This is a genomic window from Marinospirillum alkalitolerans (genome assembly GCF_045055655.1).
In the GTDB taxonomy this organism is placed as follows: domain Bacteria; phylum Pseudomonadota; class Gammaproteobacteria; order Pseudomonadales; family Halomonadaceae; genus Marinospirillum; species Marinospirillum alkalitolerans.
In genome coordinates this window covers 1-19,150 of record NZ_JBANFI010000002.1, presented here as the reverse complement: position 1 = coordinate 19,150, position 19,150 = coordinate 1, and the positions used below count along the sequence as shown (strand labels likewise).

The window sequence follows — 19,150 nt, the reverse complement described above, 5'->3', positions numbered from 1 at the left end:
GATAAATGAGTTACGTAGGTCAACGAGAGCGCGCTACCCAAAATCGTATCGTTCAGTTTTTTCAAGCTGACTTAGGCTATCGCTATTTAGGCGATTGGCAGGATCGCCCCAATAATAAAAATATTGAAGTGGATATCCTGGTTGGTTGGCTAAAAAAACGCGGTGTCAGCGAGGCGTTGATCAATCGTGCGATTCGCCAATTGGATACGGCAGCAGCACTAGGCGAAGGTAAAAAGCTCTATTACGCCAACAAAGAGGTGTACCGCCTGCTGCGCTACGGCGTGAAAGACAAAGAGGGCGCTGGCCACCTGAACGAAACCGTGTGGCTGATTGACTGGCAGAATCCGGAAGCAAACGATTTTGCCCTTGCCGAAGAGGTGACTATTAAGGGTGAAAACAAAAAGCGCCCAGACATAGTGCTCTATGTAAACGGTATCGCGCTGGGCGTTATCGAATTGAAGCGCTCGTCGGTGTCTGTTTCAGAAGGCATTCGCCAGAATCTCGATAACCAAAAGAAAGACTTCATCCGCAACTTCTTTACCAGCATGCAATTGGTGATGGCGGGTAACGACACCCAAGGCTTGCGTTACGGCACCATTGAAACACCTGAAAAACACTACCTTGAGTGGAAGGAGGAGTTTGCCAATCCTTATGAGCACAAGCTCGATTTCCACCTGAGCCGTGTGTGCAGCAAAGCACGTCTGCTACAAATTATCCATGATTTTATCGTTTTCGATGCCGGTATTAAAAAGACCTGTCGCCACAATCAGTTCTTTGGTATTGAAGCGGCAAAACGCCATATAGCAAGGCGTGAAGGCGGCATTATTTGGCATACACAAGGTTCTGGTAAAAGCCTCACCATGGTATGGCTGGCCAAATGGATACGGGAAAATGTAAAAGACGCCCGTGTGTTGATCGTGACCGATCGTACCGAGCTGGACGAACAGATTGAAAAGGTGTTCACCGGTGTTGAGGAAGATATTTATCGCACCAAAAGCGGTGCTGATTTGGTGGCGACGTTCAACCAGCCAAACCCTTGGTTGGTGTGCTCTCTGGTACATAAGTTTGGACGCCAGTCTGACTCAGACAACGATGCTGCAACGGATGAATTTATTGCCGAGTTAAAGAAGTCTCTACCGTCGGACTTTAAAGCAAAAGGTGACCTGTTTGTGTTTGTGGATGAGTGTCATCGTACTCAATCAGGTAAGTTGCACGAAGCAATGAAGTCCATTCTGCCTGAAGCCATGTTTGTAGGCTTCACCGGCACGCCGCTGATGAAGAAGGACAAGAAAAAATCGGTTGAGGTGTTTGGCCCTTATATTCATACCTATAAGTTTGATGAAGCCGTCGCCGATGCTGTGGTGTTGGATTTACGCTACGAAGCACGAGACATTGACCAGAACATTACCTCACAGAAAAAGGTGGATGAATGGTTTGAGGCTAAAACTCGCGGCTTATCTCGATTAGCGAAAACCCAGTTGAAGCAAAAATGGGGCACCATGCAGAAGGTGCTATCCAGTAAATCGCGATTGCAGCAGATAGTGAATGATATTTTGCTGGATATGGACACCAAACCACGTCTGATGGATGGCTACGGCAATGCCATGTTGGTCTGCTCCAGTGTCTACCAGGCTTGTAAAGCCTATGAAATGTTCAACCAAACTGATTTGGCCGGTAAGGTTGCCATTGTGACCAGTTTTCAGCCGACCGCTGCGAGCATTAAAGGCGAAGAAACCGGTGAAGGTTTAACGGAAAAGCTCTTTAAGTATGATATTTACCGCAAGATGCTTGCGGACTACTTTGAGCAAGCGGAAGACACGGTCGCAAACCGCGTTGAAGAATTTGAAAAAGACGTTAAAAAGCAATTTGTTGATGAGCCAGGGCAAATGCGCTTGCTGATCGTGGTCGATAAGCTGCTGACTGGCTTTGATGCCCCTTCGGCCACCTACTTGTATATCGACAAACAAATGGCGGATCACAACTTGTTTCAAGCCATTTGCCGCGTCAATCGTTTGGATGGGGATGACAAAGAATACGGTTATATCATCGATTACAAAGATTTATTCCGCTCGTTGGATAAAGCGATTTCTGATTACACTCAAGGCGCATTCGATGGCTACGATAAAGAGGATGTTGCTGGTTTATTAAAAGACCGCCTAGAGCAAGCCCAGTTGGACTTGGACAATGCACTGGAAATGGTGCGAGCCCTGTGTGAGCCGGTAAAGGCCCCGAGAAACACTGAAGACTACATACATTATTTTTGTGGTGAGTCTGGTTCTAATCAGGATGAGCTTACGGAGAAGGAAGCGCTGCGCTTAACGCTTTATCAGAACGTTGCCAAACTGCTGCGTGCGTTTGCCAATATCGCCAATGAAATGCCTGATGCAGGCTATTCAGCGCAAGATATAGACTCAATTAGATCTGAAGTGGCCCATTTTGAAAAAGTCCGTGATGAAGTGAAGCTGGCCAGTGGTGATTTGGTTGAGATGAAACGCTTTGAGCCTGCCATGCGTCACTTGTTGGATATGTATATTCGTGCGGATGACAGCGAAGTGCTGATGGACTTTGAAGAACTGGGTTTGATTGAGTTAATCGTCGAAAAAGGTGCCGATGCCGTTGAGGCCTTGCCCGAGAGTATTCGTAAGAACCAGGATGCTATGGCGGAAACCATCGAGAATAACGTACGTAAAACCATCGTCGATGAAAATCCGGTTAACCCGAAATACTACGAGCAAATGTCGGTGTTGCTAGATGAACTGATTGAGCTTCGCCGCCAAAAAGCGATTGAATATCAGGAGTATCTGGAGAAAATCCGTGAGCTATCTCGTAAGGTGATTCGCCCGGAACAGACAGCGTCTAACTATCCGTCATCTATGGACTCCAACCCCAAACGCGCGTTTTACGATAACTTTGGTCAAGATGAACTACTGGCCACAAAAATTGATACGGCTATTCGCTATACCAAAAAAGCGGACTGGGTGGGTGACCGCTTCAAGGAGCGAGAAATTGCCAATGCGGTGCGCGAAGAAACTGCCGGTTACTCAGTCGATGTTCAAAGTATTTTGGAACTGGCAAAAGCACAGAAAGACTATCAATGATCAGTCATCTGGAAATCGGTTCGATAGCCGTACAGTTGAACCGCAAGCCCATTAAACACTTGCATATCAGTGTGCTGCCCCCTGATGGTCGAGTACGGGTTTCTGCGCCAGTGAGTATGTCTGATACGGCTATCCGTATGGCTGTGATTAACCGTCTTGCATGGATCAAAATGCAACAGAGAGACTTTGCCCAGCAGCCTCGTCAATCTAGCCGGGAAATGGTCAGCGGTGAGTGTCATTACTTGTGGGGTAAACCCTACCGTCTTGATGTGAAAGAGGTGGCAGGTAAACACCGGGTTGAGGTTGGGCGAGATCGGTTACGGCTTTTGATTAACCCAGGCACCTCTTTCGAAAATAAAGTCAGAGTTCTGGATGCCTTTTACCGTGAAGCACTGAAAACACGCGTAGACACCCTCTTGCCCGACTGGTTGAAGCAAATCGATGTCAGTATTGCTGCCGTGGGTGTTAAAAAAATGAAAACCAAGTGGGGTAGTTGCAACATACAGGCATGCCGAATCTGGCTGAACTTAGAGTTGGCAAAAAAACCACCGGAGTGTCTGGAATACATCCTCGTGCATGAGCTGATTCATCTACATGAGCGGCATCACAATGATCGTTTTAAAGCATTGATGGACAGGCATCTGCCAGATTGGAGAGAGCGGAGAAGTTTACTTAACAGTCGACCCTTAGCTTACAACCACTGGGAATACTAGATGCCGTATATAAATGCGTCTCATGGGCCAATGTGTTGGGTGCAGGTGGTTTTTTTGTAGGCAACAAAAAAAGCAGACCAACCTATTGATTGATCTGCTTTTCTTTTGTTTGGTAGCGGGGGCCGGATTTGAACCGACGACCTTCGGGTTATGAGCCCGACGAGCTACCAGGCTGCTCCACCCCGCATCAGAGGCCAGCATATTAATCGCACTTTAGACCTATGTCAAGCCAAGACTAAAGCGAGTTGCAATTCTGACTGGAGGGTGTAGTTTAAGAGTTGAAAAGCTCATCCATGCGCCACAAAAATGACAAGAAGTGCCGTTAAGCTTTTTCAGATTGATTTGTCTTTCGCACCAATAACAACTTCCATGCTGAAAGACACCAGTTTTGCTACACAACAGAGGGAGTCATATCGATGCAAAAGAAGATTGCTTGGGTCACCGGTGGTACAGGCGGTATTGGATCAGGCATCTGTCAGGCTTTAGCGAAAGCCGGCTATCAGGTGGTCGCTGGTTATTCGAATGAGGCCAAGGCCAAGGCTTGGCAGCAGGAGCAAAAAGAGGCAGGTTTTGATATGGGCATCAGCTATGCCGATGTCACCAGCTTTGATTCTGTTGCACAGAGCTACGCGGATATCTGTGCGCGCTTTGGTCCAGTGACAGTACTGGTCAATAATGCTGGTATTACTGCTGATGGCATGTTGAAAAAGATGGATGCAGAGCAGTGGCGCTCTGTGATCAGTACGAATCTGGACAGTGTGTTTAACACGTCTAAAGCCTGCCTCGATGGGATGCTGGAGCAGCAATTTGGCCGCATCATTAATATTTCATCGATTAACGGTGAGAAGGGCCAGGTGGGGCAAACCAACTATTCCGCCGCGAAAGCGGGGATGCATGGTTTTACTAAGGCGCTGGCTCAGGAAACAGCGCGTAAAGGCATCACGGTGAATACCATTTCACCTGGTTATATCGCGACTGACATGATTATGAAAATCCGTGAGGATATTCGTGAAAGCATTAAGGCGCAGATTCCGGTTGGGCGTTTTGGTGAGCCAGAAGATATCGCACGTTTGGTTGTCTTCTTGGCGGATGAAGCTTCCAGCTTTATTACCGGTGCCAATATTGATGCCAACGGTGGGCAGTTTATGCACTAAGAGGCTGAGTGGCCGCCTTTAGCGCTGATATTGCCATCAGCCTCACCCCCAGATGTTGGATCGTCCAGCTCTGGGGGTTCTTGTTTTTAGGGTCGATCTTCTTTGTTTGTGCTCTTCCTCAGTCGGCGTGCTAGAGCGCCAAATAGGCCTGTGCCGCTTGCCAGAAGCGGCGGCTGAGGGCGTCTGCCTGGTCTTGATCGCCGCGACCCCCGCCTAACGCCATCCAACGATCGATCAGCTGAGTGATTTCTTCTTGGTTGCTCAGCGTGACGCCCTGCTGTAGGCCCAGATTTAATTTTTCTACCTGTAGCTCAAGCTGCACCCTTTTTTCATCAGGTGATAAAGGCAGCTTCGCCAGCATGGCCAATTGTACGACCAGTTTTTGTGCTGCGAGTGGATCTTGCAGCTGGCTGGCGCTGGGTAGCGCGTCTAGTTTTTGGCGCAGCTGTTCAACCTGTGCTGCACGCTGCTGTTGCTGGCGCTGCTGGTTCAGCCGTTGCTCTAACTCTCCCAGCTGTTGTTGCCAGGCTGACATCTGGGCTTGGGGCAGGGTGATCGCTTGCAGGCTCTGGAACTGCTGCTCGGCCTGTTGCCACTGGTGTTGCTCTACAGCCTGCCAAGCGGTTTGAAGCTGCGCTTTCGCCTGTTGAAGTTGGCCGGCTTGCTGCGCAACCTGTTGCTGGCGCTGCTGATCTCGTTGGGTAAAAAGATCATCACAGGCAGCACGAAAACGCTTCCACAGCTTTTGCTCTTTGCCCGGTGCGGCCGCACCGATACTGCGCCACAGGTGTTGGAGCTGTTTGCTCTGCTCTATCGCTTGCGGCAAAGAGATCTGCTGCTCATCAAGCGCCTGCAGTAGTGCTTCGGCTTGATCGATCAGCGCTTGTTTGGCATCGGCATGGCGCTGTCGATGCTGGCTAAGCTGTTGTTTGAAAGGCTGTAAGGCTTGTTGAAAGCGTTCAGCTAGCAGCTTGCCTTGTTGGCGATTGACTGGGCTAAAGCGCTTCCATTCTTCGTGAGCTTGCTGGATCAGAAAATCGAGCTGTTGCGCATCCAGCTGATGGAAAGCAGCCGCTTGGGCTGCGTTTTCCAATTCTGCGCAGATGTTGGCGCGCTGCTGCTGGTGATAGTTTTTGATTTCGGCTTGTTCAGCAAACCAGGCTTTGCAAGGCTCAAACGCCTGATCGGCTGCACTTTTGAAGCGTCGCCATAGTGCCTGATGCGCTGCTGCCGCGCCCAGACTGCGCCATTCTTGTTGCAGGGCTTGAATCTTATCGGCCTTGACGGACAGGGCCATATCCTGATCAGCAGCCAAGTGCTCCATCTGGATGCACAGCGCCTCACGTTTCGGCGCGGCGACAAAGCCTTGCCAGTCTTTAAGCTCATTGAGTTGTGCGCTGAGCTGGCGGAATTGGCTATGCAGTGCATCGGGTAAAGAGGCGTGCAGCTGATGACTGAGCTGTTGTTGATATTCGACTGCTGCTTTGAGTTGTCCTGCCTCAAGCGCTTGTGTCAGGGCATCAAGCAGAGGCTGAACTTCTTGTGCTGTTGGGCCAGTTGAGACCGCTTGCGCTGGGGTGGGCTTGCTGGCGGGTTGCATCAGGCGTTGTTGTTGTTCCAGCAAGGCTTGGGGAGCGGGCAAATCCTGAGGCCAAGCCAGTTCGTGCAGCTGGGCCTCAGTGAGATCAGCCTGATCCAGCAATGGCAGCAGAGCATCCCAGCGGTGATAAGCGGCAGCAAAGCTCGCTAAGACTTGTGAGAGTTGGGTGCAGCGCTGCTGAAATGAGCGCGACGCCTCTTGATTCTGCGCTGCTTCTAAAAGCCGGTGTGCTTGTTCTTGCCAAGCTTGGCGCTCGCTGAGAGAGGGTTGCGGGGTCTCAATCCAAGCTTCTACCAGGTTTTGCAAATCCGCTAGACAAGCTGCCTGATCGGCTTGTTGCTTGGCGAGGCGAGCCTGTTCAGCCTCAGCCTGAGCCGCGCGTTCAGCGACAGCCGCCAGATGGGCCTCGGCTTGCTGCTTGTGTTGCGCAAAAGCTGTTTGTAGTGATGAGGGCAGAGCAGGGTGGGCTTGCAGTATCTCTTGCCAGCGCTGGTTAAAATGACTGAGGCGCGCGCTGAACAGTGGGTCATCAGTGAGCTTGTTCATCGTGCTGAGTTGGTCAATCAATGCCTGTGCTTGCTGCTCGGCGGCCTGTTGCTCGGCGGCTTGCTGGCGGCGCTGCTGGAGTTGATCCTTTGCGGCACGCCAGATGCGTTTATCCTTCTGGCTGAGTTTGATCAGGGTTTCCAGTCCCGCATCTGAGGTGATCTGTTCAGCGGCCAGCTGGCGGATGACGGCAAAATCATTATGTAGGGCAATCTCGATCCAGTGGCTTTCATCCATCTGTTGCTGACTGAGCTGTGCCAACAGGGCTTGACGAAGGGCTAGAGACTCAAGCTCGGCCAGCAAAAAAAGCTGGGTAGCGGTGCATTCTAAAGCGGCAATCAGCTGACAGGCTGGCTCTGTCTCAAGCCCCGTCAAGCCTTGTTTAAGCTGGGTTTGTAGCGCTTGCCGTGCTGGTATGTCTGCCGTAGAAGTATTAAGCTGATGAAGATAATCAATAACTTGTGCAGGCTGGGTCAGCTGTGCAGCACCCAGGTTTAAGAGTTCAGGCTGAGTTTCGCTGTTGAGCCAGTCAATAAAAAGGGCTTGATCTGTTGGATGATTGAGATCAAGGCGCTGTAATGCGAGTCGACGGATAGCAGGATCTTGGTCTGCAAGGGAAGGCTTAAAGATAAAAGGTGCGACGCGCACGAGCAGCGAATTCATGATTGACGAAGGCCCTTGTTGCAAGATGGTCGAGGTGTCATGCTGGCTGAAACGACGTCTTCTCCAGCAGAGCGGAACGCATAGTAAAACAGCTACAGGTTTTGGAAACGGTCGGCCATTCTAGCAGAAGCCTGCCGTTAGGCGTAGTCATTCACTCGGCCTGTCTGAGTGAGGGTGAGCAGCAGATCAGTAAGATGTCCTTCTCCTTTGCTGTGCATGCGAGGATGAAGACCAAGATGGAGTGTAGGAATGAAGATGACACCAGCTTTTTTTGGGATGGATTTTGATGCGGCGGCGTTGCAGCAAGAAGCCCAGCAAGCCTGTGAGCAGGACCCGCTATTTGCGACCTGGGCCGAAGGCCAGGGGGTGATCGTGCATCAACCCTTGACGCAGGTGCGGATTGCCCGTCTGTTAGCGTCTTTAGAGGCACAGGGCTCTGATCGCAAGGTGTTGCTTGAGCGCTTAATGGCTGCTGATCAGCTCGCGAATGCCGCCTTGTGGCTGGTGGTGCATGCCACCTATGCCCAACAGGTGAAGGTCGATGGCGCGCCTTTAGAGGCGGCTGATTTTAAAGCCGATCCTCAAGGGCATACTGGCGGCTCGCTTAATATGGTGCCCGCCTATCTGGGCTATCTGTTGGCGAACCTTTTTTCTGGCCAGACGCGCAGCTGGTTGATGGAGCAAGGACACTGTGTGGCCGCCATCGATAGCGTGAATCTGCTGGTAGGCAATCAAAAGCAGCGCCATGCCGAGGCCTACCCAGCTTGGGATAATCCCTCCTTGACACGTTTTGTGCAGGATTTCTATTCCTATGCCATCAATCAGCAGGGACAACCTGCCTCCCCCTTGGGCAGTCATGCGAATGTCAATACAGCGGGAGCCGTCAGTGAGGGTGGCTATCTGGGTTTTACTGGCTTGCAATATGTGCATGCCTGCGAGCAGGGCGAACAGCTGGTGGCCTTTTTATCTGATGGCGCTTTTGAAGAGCAGCGGGGCAGTGATTGGGCACCGCTTTGGTGGCGCGCTGAAGACAGTGGCTGGGTCACGCCGGTGATGATTGCCAATGGCCGTCGTATTGATCAGCGCTCTACATTGATGCTGGAAGGCGGTCCAGAGTGGTTCGCGACGCATCTCAAACAGCATGGCTTTATGCCCTGCCTGATTGATGGGCGAGATCCTGCCGATTTTGCCTGGGGTATTCTGACCAGCGAGGCTTGGTTACAACAGGAGGCTGAGCAGATTCGTGCTGGACAGGCCCACTATCCCGCGCGTCTACCTTATCTGATTGCCGAAGCGCCCAAGGGTTATGGCTTCCCAGGGGCAGGGACCAATCGTGCGCACGGCACGCCTTTGCCTGCGAATCCCGCCAAGGATGAAGAAGCACGGCGTTTATTTAATGAGGGGGCTGCCCGCTTATGGCAGTCGCCCAGCGTGTTGGATCAGGCGCGTTGTGTTTTTCAGCAGCATGCGCAGCAGCAAAGGCCTTTAGAGCGGGATCATGCGCTCACCCAGCGTCAGGTTGCTGATCTTTTACAGCCAACGCCACCTTGGATTCCTGCTGATCAACGTCTCCACTCTCCGATGGCCTCAGTCGATGTGGCGTTTAGTCAGTTGATCAAGCTCAATCCTGATTTGCGCGTGCGCGTGGGCAATCCAGACGAGATGTCGAGCAACAACATGAACCTCACGCTGGCGAAGCTCAAACATCGGGTCTGTCAGCCGGAGTTCTCCTTAGATGAAGCGGTGGATGGTGCCGTCATTACGGCATTAAACGAAGAAGCTGTGGTCAGTGCGGTGCTGGCCAATAAAGGTGGATTGAATCTGGCGGTTTCTTATGAAGCCTTTTCAGTCAAGATGCTCGGTGCTTTGCGCCAAGAGCTGATCTTTGCGCGCCATCAAAAAGAGGCTGGCGAACCGGCGGGTTGGCGCTCAATTCCGATTATTTCCAGCTCCCACCTTTGGGAAAACGGCAAGAATGAGCAATCGCACCAGGACTCAACGCTGGCCGAAGCGCTACTGGGAGAAATGAGTGATATGGCGCGGGTGATCTTCCCCGCTGATGCCAATTCAGCCGCAATGGCTTTACTGGATGTCTATCGCTATCAAGGCCAGATCGCGAACTTGATTGTACCCAAGCGCGCTCTGCCAAGTGTGATGGATGAGCAGCAGAGCCGCTTATTGGCAGAACAGGGTGCAGTCTGCGTGGCAGGTCAGGCGAGTGCGGCGATACAGCTGGTCGCAATAGGAGCGTATCAGCTGCAGCAGGCGTTATTGGCCTGGCAGCGCTTAGATCAACAAGGTGAAGCCGCCTGCGTGATTTATTTACAAGAGCCGGGGCGTTATCGTCAGGCGCGGGATGCTTGGGAAGCCAGCTGGCAGGTGAGTGCCGCAGAGCGCGAAGCCCTCTTTCCCTCCAGTACCGCCATCCGGATTTTTATCTGTCATGGGCGTCCAGAAGTGCTCTTAGGGCATCTGCGCCCTCTCGATCTGGGACCAGAGCGCACCGCAGCACTTGGCTATATCAATCGTGGCGGTACATTGGATGTGCATGGTCTGCTGTTGGCGAACAGTTCTAGCTGGGCGCATGTGTTACAGCGTGTTGCTGATTTGAAACAGCAAAGCCAGAAAAACTGGTTGACCGCAGAAGAAACTCAGGCTTTATTAGGGCAGGCTCCGTTGACGCAGCTCTTGCCAATCGCTCGCTAGTAGAAAGCGGCTCAAGGGATGAGCCGTATCGAGGACAAGGTTATGCTACAAAGACTCAATTTATTGAGAGTGCCATTAAAAGTGAAAGGGACCTTCTTGCCCGCAAGCCAACTGCAACCCACGACCGAGCAATTGGCTCAGTGGGAAAAAGTCTTGCAGGAGCGGCTAGAGCAAGGGGCATCTTTGCTTTATCGAACACCCTTGGTGCTGGATTTATCGCAAATAGACACCAGCCAGCCGATTGATCTGGCGGCTTTAGTGCGTACAGCGCAGCAGCTGGGTTTATCCATTGTCGCGGTGCGTGCACAAGAGGCGGCACTCGAGGCGCAAGCAGAAGCCTTGGGCTTGGCCTTTTTAGGTCGCCTCGATCGTTCGACACCGGCGGCCAATCAGGAAGAAGTCAGCGAGCCCAAAATTCATCTGGGTACAGTCAGAGGTGGGCAGCAGGTGATTCATGAACAGGGTGATTTGGTCATTCTGGGCAGTGTGAACCCTGGCGGCGAGGTGTTGGCCAGTGGCCATATCTATATTTACGGTAGCTTGCGCGGTAAGGCTTTAGCGGGCATCTATGGTGATGCCAAAGCGCGAATTGTGGCCCAAGAATTAAATGCTGAGCTGGTGGCGATTGATGGTCATTATCGTACCAGTCAGAAAACGGATTTTTTAACCGCTAAAAAGCCAGCCTATTTGGTACTGAAGGGGCAAGATGTGGAGTGTCACTTTTTTTAAGTGATTGTCTAGGGAGCCTCTGATCAAGGTTAAGAGCGCAGTATCAACAAGCGCAATAGTGAATCAGAGGCCTCCCAGGAAGCCACCTTCTCAGTTGCCTGGCGATAACCGCAGGTTAAAAGTTTCTTCTCATTAATGAATAAAGAACAGAAGGTGCAACTTGGCTAAAGTAATTGTCATGACTTCAGGAAAGGGTGGTGTTGGTAAAACCACCTCCTGTGCTTCTATTGGAACAGGTTTGGCCCTGCGTGGTCATCGCTGTGTGATGATTGATTTTGATGTCGGCCTGCGTAATCTCGATTTGATTATGGGCTGTGAACGGCGCGTGGTGTACGACTTTATCAATGTCATTCAGGGTGAAGCCACGCTCAACCAAGCCTTGATTCAAGATAAACGAGTGGAAGGCCTTTATATTCTACCGGCCTCACAAACCAAGGATAAGGATTGTTTAACGCTTGAAGGAGTCGAGCAGGTTATCGAGCAGCTTAAAGCAGATTTTGATTTTATTCTTTGTGATTCACCAGCGGGCATAGAGCGTGGTGCGCTTTTAGCCATGTATTTTGCTGATGAAGCCATCTTGGTCACCAATCCTGAAGTGTCTTCAGTGCGTGATACAGACAGAGTGATCGGCTTGTTACAGGCCAAGACGCTGGCCGCTCAGGAAGGACGTAAGGTCAAGGAGCACCTGTTGTTGACGCGTTACCATCCAGGGCGGGTCGAAGCTGGAGAAATGCTCTCGTTAGAAGATGTGCAGGATATTTTGGCCATCGATCTACTGGGGCTGGTTCCTGAATCTGAGCAGGTGCTGACTGCCTCGAATAAAGGCCTGCCCGTGATTCATGAGACTGCCAGTCATGCAAGCCAAGCCTATCAGGATACGGTAGCGCGTTTACTGGGAGAAGAGCGGCCGTTGAGATTTGCACAACGAGAGAAAACAGGGTTTTTCAGTCGTGTCTTTAAAGGGGGGTCGAAATAATGCTACGCCAACTCTTTCATCGTGAACGGGCGCCTTCTGCGCAGCATGCGCGTGAAAGGCTGAAAATCATTCTGGCCCATGAACGCTGCTTTCGTAACCAGTCTGATTTCTTGCCACGCATGCAGCAGGATATTCTGGAAGTCATCAAGCGCTATATGCCAGTCGATTTAGAACATGTGAAGGTGCAGCTTGAGAATCAAGATGAGCTTTCCGTGCTTGAAATTAATGTCACTGTGCCAGAAGAAATGTTGAGCACAACCACCCCCTGAACCAAGGAGTCAACACGGGTATTATGGAGTTTCTTTGGCACGACTATGAAACCTTCGGTGCTGATCCGCGCCGCGATCGCCCCTGCCAGTTTGCCGCTGTGCGAACCGATGCTGATTTGAATGAGATCGGCGAGCCAGAAATGTTTTTCTGCCAGCCAGCAGATGATTATCTACCTCATCCTCAGGCTGTGCTGATTACGGGCATTACACCGCAACAAGCCAAAAGTGAAGGCTATCCTGAGGCGGAGTTTGCGGCCAAAATTCACCAGTTGATGAGTCAGCCGAATACCTGTGTAGTGGGTTATAACTCGCTGCGTTTTGATGATGAAATCACGCGCCATCTTTTTTATCGCAATTTTATCGATCCCTATGCGCGAGAGTGGCAAGGTGGTAACTCGCGCTGGGATTTGATTGATTTGGTGCGCACCGCCTATGCCTTGCGCCCAGAAGGTCTGGTTTGGCCCACTAAAGAAGACGGCACACCGAGTTTTAAGCTGGAAGATCTCACCGCGGCCAATGGCATTACGCATGGCGATGCAGCCCATGATGCGCTGGCCGATGTGCGCGCGACTCTCGCCTTGGCACGAAAAATCAAACAAGCACAACCTAAGCTTTTTGAGCACCTTTTGGGTCTGCGATCCAAGCATCAGGTGGCAGCCTTAGTGCGCGCTCAGCCTGTTAAGCCTTTACTGCATATTTCGAGTCGCTTTCCAGCGCAGCGTGGCTGTACAGGCATCGTGGCGCCCTTAGGCGATCATCCCACCAATCCGAATGCCGTGATCTGCTTTGATCTCAGCGCTGATCCGCGTTTACTACTCGATTTGAGCGCGGAGCAAATACGGGAACGCCTCTATACGCCACAGGCTGAGCTGGTGGCGCGGGGTCAAGAGCGCGTGCCGTTAAAGTTGATTCATACTAATCGCTGCCCTGTTGTTTTACCGGTCAAGGCTTTGAGCGAAGAGTTGGCACAACGCTTGGGTCAGGATCTGGCGCAGCAGCATCAACATTGGCTGGCGCTTCAGCCTCATCTTGTTGCTGTGCAAGCCAAGGTGCAGGCCGTGTTTTCCGAGAGCTCTGCCTTTGCTGCTGAGCAAGACCCTGACTTGATGCTCTATGGCGGTGGTTTTTTTAATAGTGAAGACAAGGCGCTTTTTGCTCAGTTGCGTGCCGCCGATCCAGAAGAGCTGGCTGAGATGCAGCTGCCTTTTCATGATCCGCGTTTAGAAGAGATGTTCTTTCGCTATCGTGCGCGTAACTGGCCTGAGTGGCTTTCCACCCATGATATGGAGCGCTGGGATGAGTACCGCTGGGCCAGAATGCAATCGACACAGAGTGCGAGCCTGACTTTGAAGCAGCTAGAGCAGGAATGGATTCAGTTGAGCCAGCAGCCGTTAAATGAAACGCAGCTCTTCTTGCTGGAAGAGTTGCGTCTTTGGGTTGAGTCGATCCTGCCAGTGCAGGCGCTGGATGCGGGTTAGGTAAATGTAGGTACCGATTAAAAAAAGCCCCGTGGCAGCGATGCCACGGGGCTTTTTTGCTTCTCGCCAAGTTTTGCGCTGCTAGTCAAATTCGATTAAAGGCCAATCGCTGGGCTGAGCATTCGCGCCTGGCAGAGGTTGATCCGTTGGACTTGAGAGCAGCATCTGACCAAGCTCCTGCGCCAGAAGCTGATCGTAGAAGGCGAGCAGCTCTGCATGGCTGATCTGTTCGATACGATCCGCCAGTTGAGCGCGCCGCTCGAAATCATCTGGCTGTATGTCAGCGCCATATTCACTGAGCAGATTCCACCAGCGTGCAGAGCGATCTGAGAGGCGTGTATCGGCTTGGCGTAGCTGCTGGATCAGGCTGTTTTTCTGTGCTTCAAAGCGCTCAGAGGGCAGAGCGGCCAAGCGTTGGCGATCACTCTCGATAAAATCAGCAATGGCTGCGGCTAAAGCAGAGGGTTGAGCCACTGGGGATTGAATAAAGTAAAACAGGCCAGCGGTATTCTTGAGTGGGAAAACGCCAGTGAAGACGGCATAGCCCAGTTGCTGCTCAGTGCGCAGTTGATGGAAAAACTCAGCGCTTTGTAGCTGTTGTACGAGGCGCATCAAGGCTTCTTGCTCAAAAGCGGCTGCACTACGGCCATCAGTGGGTTGGCCCTGCACATACCAGAAAAGCGCAGCATCATTGTGATCGATCGGGATGCTCTGCTGCCAGAGTCCAGCAGGTAACGCCCGCTGCATCAGCTGAAGTTGCTGGGGATCGATCTGGGGATCAAAGCGGCTCGCCAGTTGATCCGCAATAGCCAGTGTAGTGGCCTGATCCAGATTGCCTACAGTGAGGAGTTGAATCGCCAGTTGATCGGTATAGTGATCAATAAAATCTTGCAGATCGGTGTAAGCCAGCCCGTCTAAAACTTCAAGCAGTTCAGAAGTAGGCCAGGTAGGATCGATCATGGAGAGATAGAGCTGACGCACCAGTTGCTGAATCGGACGATCATGTTGCCGATTTTCTAATTGCTGAATCCAGCGATCTCGCAGCAGGCGGAAATCGTTTGGATGCACTTGGGGTTGATCCAAGGCGCTTAAAAGTTGTTCAAGCAGCTCGGGTTGCTTGGCGGTCAACCCGCTGACTTGGATCGTGATACCGCGTGCATGTGAATCAATTGAATAGTGCAGCCCAGCAAGACGAGCCGGATAGGTCGGGTTATTCAGCCTATCTTCTAACCAGCTGGCAGTCAGTCCGGCCAGTAAGCGTGCCTCTCTGTTATCGAGCACCTGGGGCTGGATAAGGTTGATGTAAATATCGCCTTGTGGCAAACCAAAGCTGGTGTCTTGCCCATGCCAAACCTCGATCCGCGAGGGGTGATCAAGGCGTACAGGCACAGCGAGGGATTCCCCCTCAACGAGCTTGTGCTGATCGGTGATAAAGGGGTTGGGTTCAGGTAGCTGAAGTGCTTCTGGGCGAGGCACTTGGCGCCACTCAATGGCTGGCAGATTGGTTTCACGATGATAGCGAGCAGGGACCCAGTCTGTTGTTGCGCTGGTCTGTGCATCAGGCGTGACGAGAATGCTGACGAGTCTTTCAGGCTGCAGATGCTGGAGCGTGCGCTCGATGACTTCGACATCAAAATGGTCAAAGGCATAGGGTTGGCGCAGTAGCTGCTCAGGAGAGGTATAGGCCATCTGCAAGGCAAGGAAGGTCGCAAAATCACTGGGATCATTGCTCTCCTGGAAGAGGAAGCTCTGTTCGGTAATCTGGGCCAGTTCTTGGTAGCGCCAAGCCTCAATGCCCTGCTGCTGAATCATTTCAAGCCAGTGAAAAACCCACGCGGTGATGGTTTCTGCCTGTTGCGCGCCTTCTGCTGTCAGGGTGAAGTCGATAAAGAACAGGGCTTCTTCACCTGTATTGAAGCCACTGCCGGCACTGAGTGCCGTGATCCAGCCTTCACGACGGAGATAGTCAAAGAGGCTGTTTTCACCTTCGTGGTGAATCAGATAAGCAAGAAAGCGATCTGCCTGCACTTTTTGATGCAGTTGCGGGTCAGGAATCGAGAAGATCAAGGAGAGTTGATAATCGCGACGTAAGGGCTCCATCTGTAACTGCATGGGCAGCTGTTGATCGACGAGCAAGGGTTGAGTAAAGCGGACTGGGGTATGATCTTGTTCAGCCTGACGCAGATCGCTAAAGTGCTGGCGAGCCAGAGTTTCTAGTTCATCTAAAGAGTGCGGGCCAACTAAAGCCAGACTCATCAGCTCGGCGACATAGAAGCGCTGGTGATAGTCGAGAAGCGCTTCGCGCAGAGCAGGATTATCGATATCCAGTGTGGCTCGGTTACCGGCACTAAAGCGTGAGGCCGGATGTTCAGGATTGAGTGCGGTGCGCAGGACATCAAAAAAACGTCGGCCATCACTTTGCAGGGTGCCACTCCACTCGGCATCAACAGCATTCACCTCACGCTGGAGGTAGTCTTCGTTGAGTAGGGGGTCGACAAAGAAGCGTGAAAAGCGCGCCAAAGCAGCATCAAAGGCGGCTGGCTGAATATCAAAGAAATAGTTGGTATCGCGTGAGGCGGTAAAAGCGTTGTAGCTGCCTCCTTGCTCGCTGATCAGCTGCTGATAACCATCCGGCTCAGGAAAATCGGCGGTGCCAAGAAAAAGCATATGTTCAAGAAAGTGGGCTAAGCCAGGCCAGGCATCTGGCTCGTGCAGGCTACCCGCATTTACGTTCATCGAGGCCGCTGCTTTTTCTGCTTGGGGATCGCTGACCAGCAGTACCTGAAGACCGGATTCAAATTCTAAATAACGATAGCTATGTGGATCGTAGGGGCTGGTGATGGGTTGAGGAGCCTCAATTTTACTGGATGCGTGCCAAGTCGTGACGCATCCGCTTAGTAAAAGTAGAAGGCAGCAGCTCAGTACCAACGCGGTGAAAGCGCGTCGTTGTGCAAAAAAATGTAATGACATACCGATTCCTAAACATTAACCAGAAGTCACGAACCTTTGGCGTTGCCCCAAAGAGTGGGTGACCTCAATACTGGTATTATGGGGTGAATTAACAAGTGCACTCACAGGATAGCACTCCAGATCGACCCTGGAAGTTTGTAAAAGTTGCAGCGCATCAGCGGCTGAGGTCTCAGGAGCAAGCCAAGTTGTGATGTGGTCGGCAGCCAGCGCGATAGGAAGACGTTCGCTCAGTGATGGAGCGCTCTGTGGTGCCGGGCAAGAAATCAAGGCGAAGGAATCATAGCTGGTGAGTCGATCCACTCGATAGCGTGTCCAGATTCCCGCCAAAAAGAACGGGCGGTTTTCAGGGCGGCGGATGGCAAAGGGTTGTTTGATTTTTTGAATAGGTTTCCACAGGTAGTAACCCGTCACAGGCAACAGGCAGGGTGTTTGCGACCAGTTTTCTTTATACATCGGACTGGACTCCAGCGATTCCATGCGAACGATATAGGGTGCGCGCTTGAGATCCTTGAGCCATTGAGGTGTGAATCCCCAAAGTGCACGGATGAGCTCATAATGTTGCTGGTAGCGCAGAATAGAAAGAGGCTGGCCGGGCGCCACATTAAACCCAGTCACTGGATAACCATCGCATTGAACCGTCTGCTTGGTTTCCAGCTCGATATTGTAAGGGGTGATAATCACACGACCCGTCATGGCGACTGCCTTGGTAAGAAGGTGTTCATTTTTGCGCTTTAAAACGTGCTGACTTTTTGGAGCCAGCTAGGGCAACACAGTTGCGTCCCGCTTTCTTGGCAGCATAGAGTGCTTGGTCAGCAGCTTTGATCACGGCCTCGGCATCGAGAAGATCGGGTGTTTTTTCAGCTACGCCAAAGCTCATCGTGACTTTGACGCGTTGCGCTAAGTCTGGCCCCTTGGTGGCTGGCTTTTTGGCAGGGCGTTCTTGGCCGCGTAAAGCAATCGAGTAGTCGGCAAGTCGCTGGCGAACCTGTTCCACATAAGGTTGAGCTGCTTCGGCGGTCTGTCCTGCAAAAACAAGAGTGAACTCCTCACCGCCATAGCGATAAGCCTGCCCGCCACCCTCAACACCTTTTAAAATGTGAGCGACCACTTGCAGTACCTGATCACCGGCATCATGCCCATAGGTGTCGTTGAATTTCTTGAAGTGATCCACATCTGCCATGACCAGTGTGTACTTCTTGCCAAGACGGGCAAGGCGCTGGTTCAGTGCGCGCCGGCCGGGTAATCCAGTCAAATCATCTTTAAAAGCCATGTTAAAGGCTTCATGGATAACCGCTGCACCAATGATAAAGAGCAGCAGACTGACGCTAATTGATGCCAGATAGGGTATGGCAAAATAAGGCAGGATGGCGATAAAGCCAATCAGGCAGGCCAATTGAGCCGCGTAAAAAGGCTGGGGTCGACGTATTAATAGAAAAGCCAAGAGTAAACTGCTGAGCAAAAAGACAAAGCTAGACGGCTGAGGTAAGCGTAGCCAGGCAAGATGCAAGCTGGGTAGATGAATCGGCGAGAAGAAAAGGTCGAGACGCTCAGGCAAGAAGGTGAGCGCTAGATAACCGACTAAAAAGAAGCCGCCAAGAACGAGGCCACGCAGCAGCAGGTCTGAGATAAGATGGAGGCGCTCTGGCCAAAGGCTGTTGGTCACAAGATAAAGAGGAAATAAGAAGCTCAATAGATTGTAAACCAAAGCTGGCTGATCAATCGGCTGAGCCTGAAGAGCAGGTAATGCAATCTGCTCGCGTAAGACCCAGTAGGCCAAGGTTATACCCAGCACCAGACCGAAAGCACGTGAGTGTGAATAAGCCAGTGTCAGCAGGAGTGCGATGAAGACAAAAATCCAGATCACCGCGCGTGCGATGGCGAGACTACTGGCTTCAAAAAAGTTGCTATAAAAGAAGAGTCCTAACCCCGCAGCTAAAAAGAGAGCTGGTGGAGCTAAAAGACGTAGTGCAAGCATGACCGAATGAAGAGGCACGTTAGCTATCCTAAGCAAAGAAGGGGGTGTCTCGCATAACCCTGAATAGCGAGGTCTATTAGGATTGTACCGAGCGTAGAAGCATTGTAAATCGGGTTCATGAAAGAAAAAGTAAAAAAGTTTGGCAAAGGGGTTGCGCTTTAAAAATAGATCCCTATAATACGCAGCTCTTGTGAAGGCGACCTCGGAAACGCGGTTGGATAAAAGCCTTGGCAAGAGTTGCAAGGTTTTGTTTTTTCTTGGGTTTTTAGAAGC

12 protein-coding genes and 1 tRNA gene are annotated in these 19,150 nt (G+C 51.6%); 8 read left to right on the top strand and 5 right to left on the bottom strand.

The annotated features are described in order from the left end of the window. The first annotated feature begins 5 nt into the window (after nucleotides 1–5). The gene (locus tag V6U78_RS03135) at nucleotides 6–3,098 is read left to right on the top strand and encodes a type I restriction endonuclease subunit R (protein WP_405337110.1); all 3,093 of its coding nucleotides are present in this window, start codon (nucleotides 6–8) and stop codon (nucleotides 3,096–3,098) included. Then, nucleotides 3,095–3,811 (top strand): M48 family metallopeptidase, encoded by a 717-nt coding sequence (locus V6U78_RS03130; protein WP_405337108.1) that lies wholly within the window; start codon nucleotides 3,095–3,097, stop codon nucleotides 3,809–3,811. Before V6U78_RS03135 ends, V6U78_RS03130 begins: the two co-directional genes overlap by 4 nt. 110 nt (nucleotides 3,812–3,921) lie before the next feature. Here the strand turns inward: V6U78_RS03130 and V6U78_RS03125 are convergent. Then, nucleotides 3,922–3,998: transfer RNA gene (locus V6U78_RS03125), tRNA-Met, on the bottom strand. 229 nt (nucleotides 3,999–4,227) lie between these two features. Here V6U78_RS03125 and phbB point away from each other — a divergent pair. After that, entirely contained in the window at nucleotides 4,228–4,965 is a 738-nt protein-coding gene (gene phbB, locus V6U78_RS03120) for an acetoacetyl-CoA reductase (protein WP_405337106.1), read from the top strand. Nucleotides 4,966–5,095: 130 nt separating this feature from the next. Here phbB and V6U78_RS03115 read toward each other — a convergent pair whose 3' ends face one another. Next, nucleotides 5,096–7,774: a DUF349 domain-containing protein gene (locus tag V6U78_RS03115; protein WP_405337104.1), complete on the bottom strand. Its 2,679-nt coding sequence runs from the start codon at nucleotides 7,772–7,774 to the stop codon at nucleotides 5,096–5,098. 255 nt (nucleotides 7,775–8,029) lie between these two features. Here V6U78_RS03115 and V6U78_RS03110 point away from each other — a divergent pair, with 255 nt between their 5' ends. From V6U78_RS03110 to sbcB, 5 genes are all read left to right on the top strand, one after another. Further along, nucleotides 8,030–10,480 carry a phosphoketolase family protein gene (locus V6U78_RS03110; protein ID WP_405337102.1) on the top strand — a complete coding sequence of 817 codons (2,451 nt, stop codon included), beginning with the start codon at nucleotides 8,030–8,032 and terminating at the stop codon, nucleotides 10,478–10,480. 42 nt (nucleotides 10,481–10,522) lie between these two features. Then, nucleotides 10,523–11,209, top strand: a complete 687-nt coding sequence (gene minC / locus V6U78_RS03105; protein ID WP_405337100.1) for a septum site-determining protein MinC — start codon at nucleotides 10,523–10,525, stop codon at nucleotides 11,207–11,209. A gap of 160 nt (nucleotides 11,210–11,369) precedes the next feature. Next, nucleotides 11,370–12,185 (top strand): septum site-determining protein MinD, encoded by an 816-nt coding sequence (gene minD / locus V6U78_RS03100; RefSeq protein WP_405337098.1) that lies wholly within the window; start codon nucleotides 11,370–11,372, stop codon nucleotides 12,183–12,185. Then, on the top strand, nucleotides 12,185–12,454 hold the full coding sequence (gene minE / locus V6U78_RS03095; protein WP_405337096.1) for a cell division topological specificity factor MinE: 270 nt from the start codon (nucleotides 12,185–12,187) through the stop codon (nucleotides 12,452–12,454). Before minD ends, minE begins: the two co-directional genes overlap by 1 nt. Nucleotides 12,455–12,477: 23 nt before the next feature. After that, on the top strand, nucleotides 12,478–13,932 hold the full coding sequence (gene sbcB / locus V6U78_RS03090; protein WP_405337094.1) for an exodeoxyribonuclease I: 1,455 nt from the start codon (nucleotides 12,478–12,480) through the stop codon (nucleotides 13,930–13,932). An 81-nt stretch (nucleotides 13,933–14,013) separates the two neighbouring features. Here sbcB and V6U78_RS03085 read toward each other — a convergent pair whose 3' ends face one another. From V6U78_RS03085 to V6U78_RS03075, 3 genes are read right to left on the bottom strand one after another with little or no spacing between them, the layout of a single operon-like run. After that, nucleotides 14,014–16,902: an insulinase family protein gene (locus V6U78_RS03085; RefSeq protein ID WP_405337092.1), complete on the bottom strand. Its 2,889-nt coding sequence runs from the start codon at nucleotides 16,900–16,902 to the stop codon at nucleotides 14,014–14,016. A 15-nt stretch (nucleotides 16,903–16,917) separates the two neighbouring features. After that, nucleotides 16,918–17,595 (bottom strand): SOS response-associated peptidase, encoded by a 678-nt coding sequence (locus V6U78_RS03080; protein WP_405337090.1) that lies wholly within the window; start codon nucleotides 17,593–17,595, stop codon nucleotides 16,918–16,920. A 25-nt stretch (nucleotides 17,596–17,620) separates the two neighbouring features. Then, nucleotides 17,621–18,895 (bottom strand): GGDEF domain-containing protein, encoded by a 1,275-nt coding sequence (locus V6U78_RS03075; RefSeq protein WP_405337088.1) that lies wholly within the window; start codon nucleotides 18,893–18,895, stop codon nucleotides 17,621–17,623. Nucleotides 18,896–19,150 lie beyond the last annotated feature (255 nt).

What these genes read in the sequence shown, in the direction of transcription:
- V6U78_RS03130 (WP_405337108.1), top strand. Translation starts at nt 3,095, where the DNA reads ATGATCAGTCATCTGGAAATCGGTTCGATAGCCGTACAGTTGAACCGC.
- V6U78_RS03135 (WP_405337110.1), top strand. Translation starts at nt 6, where the DNA reads ATGAGTTACGTAGGTCAACGAGAGCGCGCTACCCAAAATCGTATCGTT.
- V6U78_RS03085 (WP_405337092.1), bottom strand. Translation starts at nt 16,902, where the DNA reads ATGTCATTACATTTTTTTGCACAACGACGCGCTTTCACCGCGTTGGTA.
- V6U78_RS03110 (WP_405337102.1), top strand. Translation starts at nt 8,030, where the DNA reads ATGACACCAGCTTTTTTTGGGATGGATTTTGATGCGGCGGCGTTGCAG.
- sbcB (WP_405337094.1), top strand. Translation starts at nt 12,478, where the DNA reads ATGGAGTTTCTTTGGCACGACTATGAAACCTTCGGTGCTGATCCGCGC.
- minE (WP_405337096.1), top strand. Translation starts at nt 12,185, where the DNA reads ATGCTACGCCAACTCTTTCATCGTGAACGGGCGCCTTCTGCGCAGCAT.
- V6U78_RS03115 (WP_405337104.1), bottom strand. Translation starts at nt 7,774, where the DNA reads ATGAATTCGCTGCTCGTGCGCGTCGCACCTTTTATCTTTAAGCCTTCC.
- phbB (WP_405337106.1), top strand. Translation starts at nt 4,228, where the DNA reads ATGCAAAAGAAGATTGCTTGGGTCACCGGTGGTACAGGCGGTATTGGA.
- V6U78_RS03080 (WP_405337090.1), bottom strand. Translation starts at nt 17,595, where the DNA reads ATGACGGGTCGTGTGATTATCACCCCTTACAATATCGAGCTGGAAACC.
- minC (WP_405337100.1), top strand. Translation starts at nt 10,523, where the DNA reads ATGCTACAAAGACTCAATTTATTGAGAGTGCCATTAAAAGTGAAAGGG.